Genomic DNA, 18,044 nt, shown 5'->3' with positions numbered 1-18,044 from the left:
GACATCGCATGACACATCTCTGGGTCCGGGCTGAACAACGCCCGAACGAGGAACGGGTGGGCCTGACGCCCGAGGGCGCGGCGCAACTGATCGCGGCCGGCATCCGCGTGACGGTCGAGGAAAGCCATGTCCGCGCCATCCCGATCGACGGCTACCGCGCGGCGGGCTGCGAATTCGCGCCGGAGAACTCGTGGCCGGATGCGCCGCTGGATGCGATCATCTTCGGCCTCAAGGAACTGCCCGAGGACGGCACGCCGCTGCCGCATCGCCACATCATGTTCGGCCATGCTTTCAAGGGCCAGCATTCGGGCCGCAAGCTGCTGGAACGGTTCAAGGCCGGCGGCGGCACGCTGTATGATCTGGAATACCTGGTCGATGAAAACGGGCGGCGGGTCGCGGCCTTCGGCTATTGGGCGGGCTACGCGGGCGCGGCGGTGACGCTCAAGACTTGGGCGGCGCAGCAGCGCGGCGAGATTTGCGGCCCCGTCGGCGTCTATCCCGGCAAGGACGCACTGAACGCCGAGTTGCTGGCCGAGCTGAACGCCACCGGAGCGCCCCGCCCCCGCGCCATCGTCATCGGCGCGCTGGGAAGGGTCGGCACCGGCGCGTCCGACCTGTGCGAGGCGATGGGGGTCGACGTGACCAAGTGGGACATGGCCGAAACCGCCGATGGCGGGCCGTTCCCGGAGATCCTCGAAAACGACATCTTCCTCAACTGCATCTTCGCGCGCCCCGGCACCCCGGTCTTCGTCCCGCGCGAGGCGCTGAATGCCCCGCGCAAGCTGACCGCTATCGGCGACGTGGCCTGCGACCCCGACAGCGACTACAACCCGGTGCCGGTCTATGACCGCGCCACAACCTGGGAAGAACCCGCCCTGCGCGTGGCCACCGACCCGGTGCTGGACGTGATGGCCATCGACAACCTGCCCTCAATGCTGCCGGTCGAAAGCTCGGAAGACTACGCCGCGCAACTTCTGCCCTCGTTGCTGACCCTGACAGACCTGACCTCGGGCGTTTGGGCGCGGGCCGAGGACACCTTCAAATCCCATATCGAAAGGATCTGAGCCATGACGATTCACTGGTGTGGCACCGGCCTGTCGGCCATCCCCGGCCTGCGCCGCCTGATCGAGGCCGGCCACAAGGTCACGGTCTGGAACCGGACCGTCGACAAGGCCCGCGCCGAGGTCGGCGACCTGACCGACGACATCCGGGCCTTCGACATTGATGCTCTGAGCGCGGTGCTGGAAAAGGGCGACGTGATCGTCTCGATGCTGCCGGGCGACTGGCACGTGCCGCTGGCGGAACTGGCGATCGAGAAGGGCGCGAATTTCGTCTCGTCCTCGTATATCGCGCCCGAGATGCGCGCGCTGGACGACAAGGCCCGCGAAGCCGGCGTCGCGCTGGTCAACGAGGTCGGGCTGGACCCCGGCATCGACCACCTGATGGCCCATGCGCTGGTCGATGACTACCGCGCGTCCGACGCCTTCGACCCGGAAAACCACCTCAACTTCATTTCCTATTGCGGCGGCATCCCCAAGAACCCCAACCCGTTCCGCTACAAGTTCAGCTGGTCGCCCCTGGGCGTGCTCAAGGCGCTGCGCTCGCCCTCGCGGTCGATCCGCGATTATGCCCCGCTGGACGTGGCCCGGCCCTGGGACGCGATCAGCACCTATGTTGCGCCGCTGCCCACGCCCGAAAGCTTCGAGGTCTATCCCAACCGCGACTCGATCCCCTTCATGCAGCAGTACCATTTCGAGGAGCACTGGCCGGTCAAGGAATTCGTCCGCGGCACTCTGCGGCTGAACGGCTGGTCGGATGCGTGGTCGGACGTGTTCCGCGAAATCGAAACGCTGGAAGGCCCCGAGGGCGATGCCAGGCTCAAGGAAATGTCCGACCAGTTCTGGGCCGAGAACGCCTATGAGGAGGGCGAGCCCGACCGCGTCGTGCTCTGCGTCGGCCTGAAGGCCGAGAAGGACGGCGTTCCGGTCTGGCACAAGACCTATGTGATGGACGCCTGGGGCGACGCACGCGGCAGCGCGATGGCGCGTCTGGTGTCGATCCCGGTCTCGCTTGCGGTCGAGGCGGTGCTGAACCGCGCCATCCCCGCCGGCGTCCATGCCGCGCCCAGCGATCCGAAACTGGTTCAGAGCTGGATGGCCGAGATCGACAAGCTGGCACAGCACCTGCAGGTGGTCGACCACCTGGCCTGACCCAACCAAAAAGCCATTCCGGACGCACCGGAATGGCTTTTTACTGGTGTTTTCACCAATCTTTGGATTGGCGCTTGTGGTTCAGATGTAGCGCTCGATCGTTTCCTCAAGATCGCTGCGGTTGATGCCAAGCTCTGACAACTGCCGGTCATCCAGACCGCTCAGATGTTGCGCCGCGCGTACGATGTCATCCTTGACCGCCCGGATGCGCATGGCGCGGTCGAACAGAAGCAGCGCGCTGGCGGATGGGCAGGGTTGTTGAGTCGGTTGCATTGTGTCGAGCATCGGCTGTTTCCTCCCTGTTTGGCCGGTGTCCTGGTGGGGCGCGGCCCCGGTTACTGCGTCAACGCGGCGCGCTGATAGACGCTCTGATAGGCCGTTTGGGGGATGTCTGAGCGGGTGATGCCGATATCGTGCAGCTGCTGGTCGCTCAGGCGTTCGAGGTCACGGACCGTCTTCGCAAAGATCTGCTTCCGAAACCGTTCGGTCTTGGCCTCGGCGTATTTTGCAAAAAGGTCATGAAACAGGCTGTGGTTCGACGGTGTGGTTTGTGCGGTTGCCATTGGTTTGTCCTCCTGAAATCCGAACTGCATCGCAGTACTGTCATCAGATAAAAGGACGCCGCGTTAACGGTTCCGGACCAACGGATTAAGCTTTGTTAACCTAACGTAAGGGTGGGCGGGGTCACTGACCGGATGGCAGGGCCACCCGGATGACGAAGGCGGTGGCGGGGTCGATCTGCGGGTCAGCCAGAAGCGCCCGCAGCGCAGGTGCAAGCGTATCATCCCCCCAATCGCGCGTGGCCAGGGCAATCTGCCCGGCCGTGTTTTGGTCGTGCGCAATCTCGCCGGCAAAGATATCCAGGATCTTCCCGCGGTGTTCCGGCATCGCATCGCCGCCGTCGATCAGCGCCGCGATGATCGCCTGGCGATCCTTTGGAGAAAGCGGGCTGGCGGTCAGAGCCTCCTGGATCGTATTCAGGGCTTGGTCGCCGTCGATTTCGATACCGGCAAGCGCCCATTCGCGCAGGTTGAACCCTCCGGTGGCGACCGCCTTTGGATAGACCGTGCGCACCGCCTCTGCCGCGGCCGGATCAGATTGCAGGCCCAGCAGCCGGATCGTTGCCGGGGCATAGGCTACGCGATTCAGGCTCCGCAAATCGCGCAGAAGATCCGGGGTTGCAGCAGCGTCGCGCAGGCCGCGCACAGACGCATAGGGTGCCCGGTGGAGTTCAATGAGAGCGGTGTTCCGCAACAACCGGTCTCCGGAATTCAGATAGGCCGCGAAAAACGCGGCGCGCTCGGCGGATCGGGATCCGTCCAACCGCCAGCCTTGGCCTTGCGCCTGTACCTCGGCAACAAAATCGGCCCGCTGCGGCGTCATCAGAAATCCCTTGGTCCAGGACTGATCAAAGGCGCGCCCGGCCTTGTCCCGGCGGCCTGGGCCATAGATCATCAAGACCACCCGGTCAGGATCGGCGCGCAAGGCATTCCGGGTGCTGCTGTCCACCAGAAACGGTATCTGGGGGAGGTCTGCAACCTCGTCCCAACTGCCTTTCAGCAACCCGACGGGTGCATAGCGGAACGGGTCGTCGGGCGCGGGCGCGGCCAGAACGATGACCGAAGCAGACAACAACCGGTCGGCCAGAGAGTTTTCGGGAAGTGCCAGACAAACGGTGCAGGCCAGCGCCGGTCGCTGCGGCCACGCCGGAACGGCCATAAGGGCCAACACCAATATCGTCTTCAACATACGCGGCATCTGGCGCCCCTGCTGTGGACCGGGCGCTGTGCAATACACGGCGCCCTCTGCCCCGGAGCATAGCGCAGAAACACCGTGCGGGCGACCAAGTCTACATCAGGTCGTTCTCGACATCTTCGGCCGAGATGCCCAGCGCGTCCAACCCGTTCTCAAGGTGATCCGACAGATGCGGCGTGCCGATCAGGTAATCGGCACATGGCGTCGAGGCCTCGGCCTTGGCCGTAGCGATCGCCTCGCTGAGGTCGTCCGGGAAAAAGCTTTCACGTCCAATCCACATGATCGCGACCAACTCGGCTTGCTCGTCCTCGTCCATGCGATCGATAAAAGCCCGCAGCTCGCCCTCGGCGCGATCCAGCTCGCGGCCCATCATGGCGACCTGGGCGACTTTGGTTGGCGAGATTTCCAGCATTGGTTTCAACTCCTCTGTCCGCAATTGGAGTCCATCTCAACCATTGCATCGCGCCTGCGTCCTTGATCTTGCGCAAACTGCAGATCGTCACTCGCGTGGGCGCGAGACGGGGTGAGATGGCACCGGCGCGGTGCGGAACGGTCGGAAAGTGGCCTTCTTGATCCACAGTTTCAGCGCCTGCCAGTGGATCAATGCAACCGCCCGCCGCGCGCCAAACGGGCGTCGCAGCAGCGAACGAAGGATCGCGCCATTGGTGAGAGGTTGCCGGACGCCCGTGAGCGTAGCAATCAAACCGCCCCCGTCGCGGCCGTAGTCGATCCAAACCCCGACCCGGTCCGGGCGCAGGTCGAACCGGAAAGTGTAAGTGCCCTCGATCTTTTGAAACGGCGAGACATGCATCACTTTGGTCGCGGAAATCCGGTCAGAAGGAGCGATCACGTCAAACCCCGGCTTGTGGCAGACATAGCTGTGCCGCGTTCCATGAGTGTTGGTGACCTCGGCCACCACGGCAAACAGTGCGCCTGCGTCATTCAGGCAAAACCAGAAACTGACCGGGTTGAATACGTGGCCCAGCACCCGGGGTTGGGTCAGCAACAGGACCTGCGCGGGTTGGGGGATTTGCATCGCCCGCAGACCGTCGCGGAGCCACGGGGCACCTCGACCATCGCCAGGCTCCCCTCCATGATCCCGGGTCCGCCAGCCGGTGAGGTTGGGTTTATCTAACGAAAACAACGCGGGCGTTTCCGCCACTTGTTCGGGATCCAGCAGGATGTAGTCGACCGAGTAGCGAAAGGCGTTCTCGATCGCACCTTTCCTTCCGTGAAAGGTATGGGCCGGAACGAAGTCGATTTCTGGCATGGTCGGACTGATCTTTTCTAGCGGTCAACATTCTGGATCGGCTGGGTTTTTCAGCGAACATCCATGGTCATGATACGAAAAAAACGCGCGACCGGATCAAAAATCTCGGGCAGGCGTGATCCGACTTGGGTGCGGCAGCGTAATACAGTTATGTTTACCGAGATGGACACCGTTGTTCAGGACGATGTCGCGACCGCCCCGGCGGCGCGGCAGGCTGGGCGCGGCACGAAACGAACCAAGGGATCGTCGGTGAACGGCACGAAGAACAATGGCGCGGCAAGATGCGAGTGGGTGTCCCACGTCCAACGCATCCGGCAGTCGCAGGATCAGGCGGCGTTTGCCGAGCTGTTCCAGCACTTTGCCCCTCGGGTCAAAGCGTTTCTGATCCGGTCGGGATCAGACGCGACGTTGGCCGAGGAGTGCGCGCAGGAAGTCATGGCCACGTTGTGGCACAAGGCGCATCTGTTTGATCCGTCTCGGGCTACCGTGGCGACATGGGTCTTTACGATCGCGCGGAACAAACGCATCGACGCCATTCGCAAACAGCGGCGTCCTGAACCGGAAGAACTGACATGGGGTCCCGAAGCAGAACCCGAACAGGAAGACGTAATCGCGCTGCAACAGGAAACGGCGCAACTGAAGACGGCCCTGCTGCAATTGCCCGAGGCACAGCGGGAACTGATAGAGAAGGCATATTTTGGTGACCTGAGCCATCGCGAGATCGCCTCGCAGACCGGGCTTCCGTTGGGCACCATCAAATCGAGAATACGGCTGGCGCTGGACCGCTTGCGCCACGCGATGAACTGAGATGATAAAGATGAGCAACGAGATCAAACATCACCTGACGGACGACCTGCTGATGGCCTACGCCTCGGGCACACTGCCCGAAGCGTTCGACCTGATGGTCGCGACCCACCTGTCCCTGTGCGACCATTGTCGCGCCCGCGCCGAGAGTTACGACGCGGTGGGCGGACACATGCTTGAGGACCAGGTCGAAGCCGCGCCTTTGTCCGCAGATGCCCTGTCATCGACAATGGCTCTGATCGCGCAGGGTGCGCCGACCCCAAAGCCCGCGCGCGCGAAATGCGACGTGCTGCCGACTCCGTTGCAGGATTACGTCGGCGGTGACGTGAACAGCATCCGCTGGAAGCCGATTGGCATGGGCGTCAAGCAGGCCATTCTGCCAACCTCGCGCGATGCCACGGCGCGCCTGTTGTTCATTCCGGCCGGTGCCGCAGTACCGGACCACGGCCACAAGGGCATGGAACTGACCATGGTTCTGCAAGGCGCATTTTCCGACGAGGTGGATCATTTCGCCCGCGGCGATGTCGAGATTGCAGATGAGGACCTGGAACACACGCCCGTGGCCGACATGTCCGAGGATTGCATCTGCCTGGCGGTGACCGACGCTCCGTTGAAGTTCAACAGCCTGATCCCACGGTTGGTGCAGCCCTTCCTGCGAATCTGAACAGTCCCTCGGGTGTGCTAGGCTTGGAGCCGGGAATCACCGTGAGGATATGCAGAATGTTGAAACAAGCCCTGGCAGCTCTGTTCATTGCCGTTGTGGCCGTGCCGGCCTTGGCCCAAAGGACGGCCGAGGTGAAGTTCCAAGCTGGAAACTTCGGCACCATGGTTAACGGCACCATCACGGGTAATGAATATTTCGATTACGTGCTGGGCGCGAAAGGCGGGCAGGAATTGTTTGCCGAGCTTCAGGTCAGCGATACCAACGGCAGCGGCGTAGTCTATTTCAACATCCTGCCGCCGGGCAGCGACGGGGTCGCGATCTACAACGGCTCGATCGACGGCAACACAGCCCGCATCACCCTGCCCGAGGACGGGGATTATACCATCCGCGTCTACTTGATGGGCAATGACCGGGATACCGGCAAGATCGCCGGCTACAATCTGGACCTGTCCATCCAGTAGACCTCAGCCCTCGGACTTGCCCAACGGCACCACGTTGGCGCGGTCCTCGGGGGCCAGTTCCTCGAAATCGAAATTGTCCAGCCGCTGCGCCCGCCTGCCGGCCTTTTCGGCGCTGATCTTGATTTCCGAGATATCCTTGGCCGCCTGCCCGAAATGCCGGTCGAGATTGGCCACCCGGTCACCCAGACGCTCCACATCCTTGTGCAGCAGGCCCAGTTCCTTGCGGATCGCGCCCGCCTGTTCGCGCATCCGCGCGTCCTTGAGGATGGCCCGCATCGTGTTCAGCGTGGCCATGCAGGTGGTCGGCGAGACGATCCAGACCCGTTTCGAGAAACTCTCCTGCACCAGTTCTGGGAACTTGGCGTGCAGTTCGGCATAGACCGCCTCGGAGGGCAGGAACATCAGCGCCCCGTCAGCGGTTTCACCGTCCAGGATGTATTTCGTCGAGATGTCTGTGATGTGCTTGCGCACCGTGCTGCGAAACATCTGCACCGCCGCCTTCAACTCCATGTCACTGCCCGCGCCCACCAGCGCCTCATAGGCTTCCAGCGGGAACTTGCTGTCGATCACGATGGGCCCCGGCGGGTTGGGCAGGCGGATCAGACAGTCGGCGCGTTTGCCGTTCGACAGCGTCGCCTGCAGCACATAGCTGTCCGAGGGCAGCGCCTTGGACACGATGTCGTTCAGCTGGATCTCGCCGAAAGCGCCGCGGGTCTGCTTGTTCGACAGGATGTCCTGCAGCGACAACACGTCGCCAGACAGCTTGGTGATGTTGTCCTGCGCCTTGTCGATGGCGGCCAGACGCTCTTGCAACTGCGTCAGCGAGGTCGCTGTCTGTTTCGACGACCCATGAAGGGTTTCCTTCATCCGCTCCTGCATTTCGGCCAGCGCGCGGGCGGATTTCATGGCGTTGTCGGCCAGCCGGTCGTTCATGTGCTGCTGCACCGCCGACAGCCGCGCCTCGACCGTCTGGATCACCTGCACCTGCGCATTGGCCTGCGTGTCCGAGACATGCTGCAACCCGCCGCGCAATTGCTCCTGCCCCTGCCCCAACTGCTGCACATGCTGGCCCAGATAGGCCAGCTGCTGCGCCAGCGGCTCGGCCATCCGGGCCGAGCGGTTGGCCGCGCGCAGGGCCAGAAACAGCAGGACGAGGATCAACAGAACCACGCCCGCCCCGATCAGGGCGGCCATCACCATGGGGTCTTCCAGCGAATATCGGGTGCCTGCAATCTCGATCATCTCAACCTGTGCGTTCTTGTTTTGTTTCTTCTTTTCTACCGCCGATCGGCGGCCGGATCAACTGCGGCCGAACAACCGTTCGATATCGCTCAGCTTCAGCTCAACGTAAGTCGGCCGCCCGTGGTTGCACTGGCCGGAATGGGGCGTGGCCTCCATCTCGCGCAGCAGGGCGTTCATCTCTTCGGCGCGCATCCGGCGGCCCGAGCGGACCGAGCCGTGGCAGGCCACCCGGCTGAGAATCGCCTCGATCCGCGCCTGCACCGTCTGGCTTTCGCCCTGATCGGCCAGCTCGTCCAGAATGTCGAGGATCATCGCCCGCGCGCTGACCTCGCCCAGAATGGCTGGGGTCTCGCGCACCGCCACCGCGCCCCCGCCGAAGGGCTCGATGGTCAGGCCCAGGCGCGACAGGTCGTCGGCCACCGCGAGCAGGCGGGCGCAGTCGCCCTCGGACAGTTCGACGATCTCGGGGATCAGCAGCGCCTGCGCGGCCACGCCGTTCTCGGCCATCTGTGTCTTGAGTTTCTCATAGACCAGCCGTTCATGCGCGGCGTGCTGGTCCACGATCACCATGCCGTCGGCGGTCTGGGCGATGATGTAGTTTTCATGCACCTGCCCGCGCGCGGCCCCCAGGGGTAGGTGCTCGGGCGGGGTCTGGTCGGGCTGCTCGGCTTCGGCCACGGGCTCGACCACGCTGCCGCTGTAGGCATTGGCCAGATCGGCAAAGCCGGGCGCCTGCGCCTGATAGGCCCTCGCCCGCGCCGCGGGCGAGGGCCGGTCCATCTGATAGACCCGCGCGGGTACCGCGGGGGCCGGCTCGGGCCGCATCGCACCCAGCGTTGCGTTGGCCACGGTGGTCGAGGCGCGGTGCCCCGCCTCGGCCAGCGCGTGCCGCAGGCTCGAGACGATCAGCCCGCGCGCCACGCCGGGATCGCGAAACCGCACCTCGGATTTCGCGGGGTGCACGTTCACGTCCACCAAGGTGGGCTCGCAGTCGATGAACAGCGCCGCCGCCGGGTGCCGGTCGCGGCTGAGGAAATCGAAATAGGCCGCGCGCAGGGCGCCGGTCAGCATCTTGTCGCGCACCGGTCGGCCGTTGACGAACAGGAACTGCGCCACTGCGGCCCCGCGCGAATAGGTCGGCAACGCGGCATATCCGTACAGCCTGATCCCCTCGCGGGTGGCGTCGATCCGCAAGGCATTCTCGGCGAACTCGCGCCCCAGAATGCGGGCCAGACGGGCGTGCAGCGCGTCGAACAGGTCTCCGTTCTCGCGGTCGGCGCGGAACACCACGCGCCCCTCGCCCCCGCCCGAGACATCGCGCAGGGTGAAGGTGATGGAGGGTTCCGCCATGGCCAGCCGCTTGACCGTGTCCGAGATCGCCTGAGCCTCGGCCCGGTCGGTGCGCATGAATTTCAGCCGCGCGGGCGTGGCATAGAACAGGTCGCGCAGCTCGACTACGGTGCCGGCGCGCAGGGCGGCGGGCTTCACCGGTTCCATCTTGCCGCCGGCCACGCGGATCTGGGCCGCCTCGGTCCCCGTCGCGCGGCTGGTGATGGTCAGGCGCCCCACCGCGCCCAGCGAGGGCAGCGCCTCGCCCCGGAACCCGAAGGTGTGAATGTTGAGCAGATCGGACCCGTCGATCTTGGAGGTCGCGTGGCGCGACAGGGCCAGCGGCAGATCCTCGGGCGCGATGCCGCATCCGTCGTCGGTGACGCGAATCAAGGTTTTGCCGCCGTCGGCGATGTCGATGCCGATCCGGGTCGCGCCTGCGTCAATCGTGTTTTCAACCAGTTCCTTGACGGCCGAGGCCGGGCGTTCGACGACTTCACCGGCGGCGATGCGGTTGATCGCGGCCTCGTCGAGTTGCCGGATTACCGGGCGATTTTCGCTGATATTGGGGTTTGCCTGCGCCATACCGCTAGACCTAGCACAATCGCACGCGATTCTGCCACCGGTTTACGCTGCTTTGGTCTAGGGGGTCGGATCGCCCGGCCAATCGAGATGCGCAACCCGAATTGGTTGCCAAAAGTTTCACGATTGCCCGGACGATCCGTGGTGAGTGGTGGTCATTAACTGTGTAATGGCGCGGTGTCTAACACGGTGCGTTGGACAAATCTGCTTAAGGTTCGCTTGCCCCATTTGGTGGGCAAAGTTTGGCCGATCACCGACCGGACCGGGTGGCGGGAACACGCCGGATCAGCCCGGACCCGGCGCCGCTGCGCGCATCCGGCAGGGGCCAAACACGGCCGCGACAGCCAGAATCAGGCCGGACATGGTGGCAATCATCCCGGCCGCACTGACGGCGTCCGATCCGCCCAACCACAGCGGGCCATATCCAGCCAGGATATAGCCGGACACGGCGGACAGGATTGCGAAGACAACACTCCAGGCAATCTGGGTCTCAAGCCGGTCGGTCATCATCCGGGCGGCGGCCGGCGGGCAGATGAACATTGCGATCACGATGATCGAGCCGACGGCATCAAACGCGGCCACGGCTGCAATCGCCGCCGCAATCACCAGCGCCATTCCCAGCGCCCCGGTTCGAATTCCGATCGTCCGGGCAAAGCCTTCGTCGAAGGTCGAGATCTTGAGCGGCCGCCAGAACAGCCAGACGAACAGGCTGACACCCACCAATGTCAGGGCGATCCGAGCAAGCTCGGGTGGCAGACCGGCCAGCGCAACCGGATCCAGCAGCGAGGACCAGCCAGTCGCGTCAAGCCAGATCAGGCTTTCTAGGCTGCCATAGAGTGCGTGTTCGACATCCAGATGAACGCTCGAGGTGTCGGTCTGCTCCAACAGCAGCACCCCTCCGGCGAACATGGTGGTGAACACGACGCCCATTGCGGCGCCCGGTTCGATTTGGCCCAGCCTCCGGATGGTCTCGATCAGCACAACGGCGACAACCGCCGCGCCCGCGGCGCCCAGCATCATCGGCCAGGTCGAGATCGCGCCGGTGACAAGAAAGGCCACGACGATTCCGGGCAGAACCACATGGCTGATGGCGTCGCCGATCAGTGCCTGTTTTCGGAGCACAAGGAAGTTTCCGGGCAAGGCGCAGGCGATGGCCGCGAAAGTCCCGATCAGCAGCGGCGTCAAGGACAGCGGAACAAACTCTTCACCGCTCATGAGCTAACCTCCCGTGGTCCGCCAATGCGGCGGTCGATGTCGTCGATCTGGTCACGGGTCAGAACCGTTTCGATGTCGCGCAACCCGTCATACAGGGCGGCGGCTGCCTCGTGCGCATTGTCGGCGCGTACGATTTCCCAGCGTTTCTCGTCGCGCAGCGCCTTGGCCGCCTGCGCTCTGCCGGCATCCGTAGCCACCCCGTCGGGCCGGGCAAGTCCGGCCTGACGCAGCAGGCGCAATGTGTAGGGTTCATAGATGTTCTGGCCTTGAGCAAGCGCCAGCAACCCCTGTCGGATGTGAACCCGCCGCTGGAACCGTAGATGCCGCACGATCGCGGCCAATACGCCGCGCACCGGAGCCAGAAACAGCGATAGGACAAAAAAGCCAAAGCTGAACAGGACGATGATCGGTCCGGTCGGCAAGTTGGGCGCCGAGGCGGACACCGCCGCACCCAGATAGCCCGACAACCCACCAATGACCCCCGACAACAGCACCACATGGTCGGACCGGTCCGACCAGAACCGCGCCGTGACGGCGGGTATGATCAGCAAAGCCACGATCAGGATCAATCCGACGATCTTCAGCCCGACAACCGTGACCGCCATGACAAGCCCCATCATCGCAAGGTCGATGCGATGCACTGGCAGCCCCAAGGCGGCCGCATATTCGGAATCGAACGCCACCATCATCATGGGGCGGCGGATGATCATGACGAGCAGCAGCGTTGCAGCGCCGCCGATCGCGATGATCAGAGCGTCGGACCACAGCATCCCGGCCGTCGAGCCCAGCAAGAACCCCTCAAGCCCGGCCTGTCGGCCCACCCCCATGGTCTGGATGATTGTCAGCAGAACGATACCAAAGCCGAAGAAGACCGACAGGACCGCCCCGATCGCCGCGTCCTCGGCCAGACGGGTGCGGCGGATCAGCCAGTTCATGCACAACAGACCCACGGCGGCCGAAATCGCGGAGCCGGACAGCAATCCGATCAGGTTTCGCCCGGTTCCGCCCAGCGCCACCAAAACCATAAAGGCGATGCAGACGCCCGGAAGGGTCGCGTGGCTGATGGCGTCACTGACCAGCGCCCGCTTGCGCAGAAACAGGAAGGTGCCCGTCACGCCGGCCGAAAACCCAAGCAGCGTGGCGCCGATGGCAACCAAGGTGGCGTTGTACCCCAATTGCAGGGTCAGTGCGTCCCACAGCATGTGTCAGCCCGCAGTGCCCGAGATCTGGTCGATCTGGGCGGTGGCAAGCCGCCCCCCGTACGCGGCCTGAAGAGTCTCGGCGGTAAAGGCCTGCTCGACCGGGCCCTCAGCGACCTTGCGGGTATTGATCAGGAACACGTGGTCGAAATAATCCGTGACCGTGGCAAGGTCATGGTGGACCACGACCACCGTCTTGCCGGCTTCCTTAAGGGATTTGAGGACCGAGATGATGGCTTTTTCGGTGGCGGCATCGACCCCGGCAAACGGTTCATCCAGCAGGTACAGATCGGCATCCTGAGCAAGTGCGCGCGCGAGGAACACCCGTTGCTGCTGACCACCCGAAAGCTGGCCGATCTGGCGGTCCGCAAACTCATGCATCCCGACCCGATGCAGGCACTCCATCGCGTGGGCCATGTGTCGCATCCGGACCCGGCCCAGCAAGCCCAGTTCCCGTGACAGGCCCATCAGGACCACGTCGATGACCCGCGTCGGGAAGTCCCAATCTACGCTGGCGCGTTGCGGAACATAGGCGATACGGGCCCGCTGCCGGTCCAACGCCTTGCCGAACACCAGCACCTGGCCCGACAGCGGCTTGACGATACCCAGCGCCGCCTTGAGCAGCGTCGATTTGCCAGCGCCGTTCGGTCCGATGATGGCCGTCATGGCCCCGGGTTGCACCGTCATGTCTACCGAGAAAATGGCCGGTTTCTGACCGTAGGATACCGTCATCCCCCGGATCACGAGCGGGCTGTCCTGCACCGTCAGGTCCCCGTTTGATGACGATTTGCCAGCCGCAAGTTCCAACATGGTCAGAGCCCCGCCGACAGCTTGCCGGACATGCCGCGTTCAGGCACATCCGCACCCAGGCCCCGTGCAATGACCGTGATGTTGTGATCCAGCATCCCGATATAGGTGCCCTCATAGGTGCCCGGCTCGCCCATGGCGTCCGAATACAACTCGCCCCCGACCGAGACGGTATGACCCTTCGCCGCCGCACCCTCGATCAACGCCCGCATCGACCGATCCGAGACCGAGCTTTCAACGAAGACGGCGGTCAGGTTGCGCTCGACCAAAGTGTTGACCAATTCTCCGATCCGGTTCAGCCCCGCCTCGGACTGGGTCGAGATACCCTGTATCCCCAACACTTCGAACCCGAATTCCTCGCCGAAATAGGCAAAGGCGTCATGGGCGGTGACCAAAACACGGTTGTCTTCGGGCACCTGGGCCAGCACCTTTTTCCCATAAGCGTCCAACTGGTCGATTTCAGCCAGAAAACGCTGGGCGTTGGCGGCGAAATAAGCGGCGGAGTCCGGCCGCACGTCGGTCAGCGCCTTTTGCACCTCGACCACGACGTCTTTCCACAAGACCGGGCTCATCCACACATGCGGATCGTATTTGTCGGCATAGTCGGCATGTGCACGCAGTTTAGACTTGTCGATGGCATCCGCCACGGCAACGACTTTGCGTTTGCGCCCGAGGTCGTGGAAGAAGTCTTCCATCTGCGCCTCAAGATACAAGCCGTGCCACAAGACCAGGTCGGCCCTTGTCGCGGCAACGATATCGCTGCGGGTCTGGCGATAGCCGTGCGGGTCGACTCCGGGACCCATCAGCCCTTTGACTTCGACCTGATCACCGCCGACCTGCTGCACGGCGTCCGCAATCATTCCGGTCGTCGCCACGACCTTCAGCGGCGCCTCGGCCCACGCCGCCAAGGGCAGCGCGGCACCAAGAGCAAGGGCAAAAAGAAAACTGCGGCGAATCATATGTGACCTCGTTCCGAGTACCAGTTGAGAATGAATATGCGAACCATTCGCAACTAAGTCAACCGTGTTGCGAATTACTCGCAAGAAAAAGCCGGATTTGTCCATTTGGTCAAAAAAGTGGCCAAAGGCGCCCGGTTTGCCTTTCCTTTGGCCGTTTCCCGTGCGATTTTGGCGCAAACCTCCCAAAGGACGTGACAATGGATACGCAGAGCTCAGAAAGCCCCGTGCGCACCGCGCATCTGCCGCAAGTGACCGAGCCCCGAAACCCCGGCATGGATCTGGACCTCGACTGGGTGCGCGCCGTGCAGGCCAACACCTCGGCCATCGAGCGCCGCGCCGCGACCCTGCCCGGACGCCGGTCGGTCAAGAAAGAGCATCAGGCCGCCTGGCTGCTGAAGGCGATCACCATGATCGACCTGACCACCCTGTCGGGCGATGACACCGAGGGCCGCGTGCGCCGCCTGTGCGCTAAGGCCCGCCAGCCCGTGTCACCTGCCCTGCTGAGGGCGCTTGACATGCCGCCGATTACCACCGGCGCGGTCTGCGTCTATCACGACATGATCAAAACGGCGGTGGATGCGCTGACAGGCACCGGCATTCCGGTCGCGGCCGTATCCACCGGGTTTCCGGCGGGCCTGTCGCCCTTTCACCTGCGCGTGGCCGAGATTGAGGAGAGCGTGAAGGCCGGGGCCGAGGAGATCGACATCGTGATCTCGCGCCGCCATGTGCTGCAGGACAACTGGCAGGCGCTGTATGACGAGATGAAGGCGTTCCGCGCAGCCTGCGGCGAGGCGCATGTAAAGGCCATCCTCGCCACCGGCGAGCTGGGCAGCCTGCGCAACGTGGCGCGTGCCTCGCTGATCTGCATGATGGCGGGGGCCGATTTCATCAAAACCTCGACCGGCAAGGAAAGCGTCAACGCCACCCTGCCCGTGTCGCTGGTCATGATCCGCGCGATCCGTGACTACTATGACCGCACCGGCTATCGCGTGGGCTACAAGCCCGCCGGCGGGATTTCCAAGGCCAAGGATGCGCTGGTCTACCTGTCGCTGATCAAGGACGAGCTGGGCGACCGCTGGCTGCAACCCGACCTGTTCCGGTTCGGCGCGTCGTCCCTGCTGGGCGATATCGAGCGGCAGTTGGAACATTTCGTCACCGGGGCATACTCGGCCGGTTACCGGCACCCGATGGGCTGAGGACAGGAACAATGACAGTCAAAGAGATTTTCGAGACCATGGAATACGGACCCGCCCCGGAAAGTGCCGCCGAGGCCCTGGCATGGCTGGTCGATCAGGGCGACAAGTTCGGCCATTTCATCGACGGCGCCTTCACCAAGCCCGGCAAAGGGTTTGAAAGCCGCAACCCGGCCACGGGCGAGGTTCTGGCCAAGCTGACCCAGGCCACGCAGGCCGATGTGGACGCCGCCGTGGCCGCCGCCCGCAAGGCGCAACCCAAATGGGAAAAGCTGGGCGGCCCGGCCCGCGCCCGTTACCTCTATGCCATCGCGCGACTGATCCAGAAGCATGCCCGCCTGTTCGCGGTGCTCGAGACGCTGGACAACGGCAAGCCGATCCGGGAATCGCGCGACATCGACATTCCGCTGGTGCAGCGGCATTTCTACTATCACGCGGGCATGGCCCAGCTGATGGAAACCGAGCTTCCCGACGCGCAGGCGCTGGGGGTTTGCGGCCAGATCATCCCGTGGAACTTCCCGCTGCTGATGCTGGCGTGGAAGGTGGCCCCGGCACTGGCCATGGGCAACTCGGTTGTTCTGAAACCGGCCGAATACACCTCGCTGACGGCGCTGCTGTTTGCCGATATCTGCATGCAGGCCGGACTGCCCAAGGGCGTCGTCAACATCGTCACCGGCGACGGCGCGGTAGGCGAGATGATCGTGAATGCAGACGTGGACAAGATCGCCTTTACCGGTTCGACGATCGTGGGCCGCCGCATCCGCGAGGCCACCGCCGGGTCTGGCAAGGCCCTGACGCTCGAGCTGGGCGGCAAGTCGCCCTATATCGTCTTTGACGACGCCGACATCGACAGCGCCATCGAGGGGCTGGTCGATGCGATCTGGTTCAACCAGGGCCAGGTCTGCTGTGCGGGCTCGCGCTTGCTGGTGCAGGAGGGCATCGCCGAGCGGTTCTACGCCAAGCTGCGCGCGCGTATGGACACGCTGCGCATCGGCAACCCGCTGGACAAATGTATCGACGTGGGTGCCGTGGTGGACCCGGTGCAGCTGCAGACCATCAAATCGATGGTCGAGGGCAACGCGGTGGGCCAAGTTTACCAACCCGCTTGTGAGTTGCCCGCCAACGGCAGCTACTACCCGCCGACGCTGATCACCGGCCTCGAAACCTCGGACCCGCTGATGCAGGAGGAGATATTCGGCCCGGTTCTGGTCTCGTCGACCTTCCGCACCCCGGCCGAGGCGGTCGAGCTGGCCAACAACACCCGCTACGGGCTGGCCGCAACGGTCTGGACCGAGAACGTCAACCTTGCGCTGGACATCGCGCCCAAGTTGGTCGCGGGCGTGGTCTGGGTCAATGCCACCAACCTGTTCGACGCGGCCGCGGGCTTTGGCGGCGTGCGCGAAAGCGGCTTTGGCCGGGAAGGTGGCTGGGAAGGGCTGAGCGCCTATACCAAGCCCAAGGGCAAAGCCAAGCCGGTGGCCAAGATCGAACCTATCGTGGGCGAAGGCGGCTCGGTCGATCCGGTCGACCGCACGGCCAAGCTCTATATCGGCGGCAAGCAGGCCCGGCCTGATGGCGGCTATTCCCGCGCGGTCTGGGGCAAGGCGGGGCTGCTGGGCCATGTGGGTCTGGCCAACCGCAAGGATGTGCGCAACGCGGTCGAGGCCGCAGCAGGCGCTACGAGCTGGTCGAGAACCACCGGCCATCTGCGGGCACAGATTCTGTATTACATCGGCGAGAACCTCTCAGCCCGCGCCGACGAGTTCGCGCATCGCATCGACGCGATGACCGGCCGCAAGGACGGCGCGAAAGAGGTCGACGCCGCAATCCAGCGCCTGTTCACCGCAGCCGCCTGGGCCGACAAGTATGACGGCCAAGTGCATGGCGTTCCGATCCGGGGCGTGGCGATTGCCATGAAGGAACCGGTGGGCGTGATCGGCGCGCTTTGTGCCGACGGGGCGCCGCTGCTGGGTCTGGTCTCGGCCATGGCCCCGGCGATCGCGATGGGCAACCGGGTGGTTCTGGTGGCGTCCGAGCCCTATCCGCTGGCGGCCACCGATTTCTATCAGGTGCTGGACACCTCGGACGTGCCCGCCGGCGTGGTCAACATCCTGACGGGCAGCCATGAGGAGTTGGCCAAACCGCTGGCCTCGCATCTGAACGTGGATGCGGTGTGGTCCTTCTCGTCGTCGGACCTGTCAGCGCAGATCGAGGTCGTCTCGGCCGGGAACCTGAAGCGGACCTGGGTCAATAACGCGACGGCATTCGATTGGGGCATGGACCACACCCGCCGCTTCCTGCAGGCTGCGACCGAGATCAAGAACATCTGGGTGCCCTACGGCGAGTAGGGCCCC

General features: G+C 64.0%; 18 protein-coding genes. 7 read left to right on the top strand and 11 right to left on the bottom strand.

The window, feature by feature from the left end; translation table 11 throughout:
• The first annotated feature begins 8 nt into the window (after positions 1–8).
• Together ACR0DA_RS12345 and ACR0DA_RS12340 are read left to right on the top strand one after the other, a co-directional pair.
• On the top strand, positions 9–1,064 hold the full coding sequence (locus tag ACR0DA_RS12345) for a saccharopine dehydrogenase (RefSeq protein WP_480754239.1): 1,056 nt from the start codon (positions 9–11) through the stop codon (positions 1,062–1,064).
• A gap of 3 nt (positions 1,065–1,067) precedes the next feature.
• Positions 1,068–2,210, top strand: a complete 1,143-nt coding sequence (locus ACR0DA_RS12340; protein ID WP_480754237.1) for a saccharopine dehydrogenase family protein — start codon at positions 1,068–1,070, stop codon at positions 2,208–2,210.
• An 81-nt stretch (positions 2,211–2,291) separates the two neighbouring features.
• On the opposite strand, the gene ACR0DA_RS12335 is transcribed toward ACR0DA_RS12340, so the two are convergent.
• From ACR0DA_RS12335 to ACR0DA_RS12315, 5 genes are all read right to left on the bottom strand, one after another.
• A complete protein-coding gene (locus ACR0DA_RS12335) occupies positions 2,292–2,495 on the bottom strand; it encodes a DUF1127 domain-containing protein (protein ID WP_093964173.1) in 204 nt (67 codons plus the stop codon).
• A 50-nt stretch (positions 2,496–2,545) separates the two neighbouring features.
• The gene (locus tag ACR0DA_RS12330; protein ID WP_480754235.1) at positions 2,546–2,773 is read right to left on the bottom strand and encodes a DUF1127 domain-containing protein; all 228 of its coding nucleotides are present in this window, start codon (positions 2,771–2,773) and stop codon (positions 2,546–2,548) included.
• 121 nt (positions 2,774–2,894) lie between these two features.
• Positions 2,895–3,968, bottom strand: a complete 1,074-nt coding sequence (locus ACR0DA_RS12325) for a hypothetical protein (protein WP_480754233.1) — start codon at positions 3,966–3,968, stop codon at positions 2,895–2,897.
• Between the two features lie 91 nt (positions 3,969–4,059).
• Entirely contained in the window at positions 4,060–4,377 is a 318-nt protein-coding gene (locus ACR0DA_RS12320; RefSeq protein ID WP_093964170.1) for a DUF3775 domain-containing protein, read from the bottom strand.
• An 87-nt stretch (positions 4,378–4,464) separates the two neighbouring features.
• The gene (locus tag ACR0DA_RS12315; protein ID WP_480754231.1) at positions 4,465–5,235 is read right to left on the bottom strand and encodes a DUF1365 domain-containing protein; all 771 of its coding nucleotides are present in this window, start codon (positions 5,233–5,235) and stop codon (positions 4,465–4,467) included.
• Positions 5,236–5,385: 150 nt separating this feature from the next.
• Here ACR0DA_RS12315 and ACR0DA_RS12310 point away from each other — a divergent pair, with 150 nt between their 5' ends.
• The 3 genes from ACR0DA_RS12310 to ACR0DA_RS12300 are packed head-to-tail and all read left to right on the top strand — an operon-like array spanning position 5,386 to position 7,164.
• A complete protein-coding gene (locus ACR0DA_RS12310) occupies positions 5,386–6,042 on the top strand; it encodes a sigma-70 family RNA polymerase sigma factor (protein ID WP_170439402.1) in 657 nt (218 codons plus the stop codon).
• A gap of 10 nt (positions 6,043–6,052) precedes the next feature.
• Positions 6,053–6,703: a ChrR family anti-sigma-E factor gene (locus tag ACR0DA_RS12305; protein WP_480754230.1), complete on the top strand. Its 651-nt coding sequence runs from the start codon at positions 6,053–6,055 to the stop codon at positions 6,701–6,703.
• Positions 6,704–6,759: 56 nt separating this feature from the next.
• Positions 6,760–7,164: a hypothetical protein gene (locus tag ACR0DA_RS12300; RefSeq protein ID WP_480754228.1), complete on the top strand. Its 405-nt coding sequence runs from the start codon at positions 6,760–6,762 to the stop codon at positions 7,162–7,164.
• Positions 7,165–7,167: 3 nt separating this feature from the next.
• Here the strand turns inward: ACR0DA_RS12300 and ACR0DA_RS12295 are convergent, their stop codons facing one another.
• From ACR0DA_RS12295 to ACR0DA_RS12270, 6 genes are all read right to left on the bottom strand, one after another.
• Entirely contained in the window at positions 7,168–8,406 is a 1,239-nt protein-coding gene (locus ACR0DA_RS12295; protein WP_480754226.1) for a DNA recombination protein RmuC, read from the bottom strand.
• Positions 8,407–8,463: 57 nt separating this feature from the next.
• Complete coding sequence (gene mutL / locus ACR0DA_RS12290; protein WP_480754224.1) at positions 8,464–10,320, bottom strand: DNA mismatch repair endonuclease MutL; 1,857 nt, start codon at positions 10,318–10,320, stop codon at positions 8,464–8,466.
• 282 nt (positions 10,321–10,602) lie between these two features.
• Positions 10,603–11,532, bottom strand: a complete 930-nt coding sequence (locus ACR0DA_RS12285; protein WP_170342049.1) for a metal ABC transporter permease — start codon at positions 11,530–11,532, stop codon at positions 10,603–10,605.
• Positions 11,529–12,734 (bottom strand): metal ABC transporter permease, encoded by a 1,206-nt coding sequence (locus tag ACR0DA_RS12280; RefSeq protein WP_480754222.1) that lies wholly within the window; start codon positions 12,732–12,734, stop codon positions 11,529–11,531. Before ACR0DA_RS12280 ends, ACR0DA_RS12285 begins: the two co-directional genes overlap by 4 nt.
• A 3-nt stretch (positions 12,735–12,737) precedes the next feature.
• Positions 12,738–13,541, bottom strand: coding sequence for a metal ABC transporter ATP-binding protein (locus ACR0DA_RS12275; RefSeq protein ID WP_170364156.1), 804 nt, complete (start codon positions 13,539–13,541; stop codon positions 12,738–12,740).
• A 2-nt stretch (positions 13,542–13,543) separates the two neighbouring features.
• Entirely contained in the window at positions 13,544–14,497 is a 954-nt protein-coding gene (locus ACR0DA_RS12270; protein WP_480754220.1) for a metal ABC transporter solute-binding protein, Zn/Mn family, read from the bottom strand.
• A gap of 197 nt (positions 14,498–14,694) precedes the next feature.
• Between ACR0DA_RS12270 and deoC the strand changes: the two genes are divergently transcribed.
• Entirely contained in the window at positions 14,695–15,693 is a 999-nt protein-coding gene (deoC, locus tag ACR0DA_RS12265; RefSeq protein ID WP_480754218.1) for a deoxyribose-phosphate aldolase, read from the top strand.
• An 11-nt stretch (positions 15,694–15,704) separates the two neighbouring features.
• A complete protein-coding gene (locus ACR0DA_RS12260; RefSeq protein WP_480754217.1) occupies positions 15,705–18,038 on the top strand; it encodes an aldehyde dehydrogenase family protein in 2,334 nt (777 codons plus the stop codon).
• The last annotated feature ends 6 nt before the right edge of the window (positions 18,039–18,044 follow it).

Source organism: Ruegeria sp. CI8 (assembly GCF_056536865.1).
Note: the sequence above shows the minus strand (reverse complement) of the source record. Positions and strands in the feature narration are given on the sequence as shown.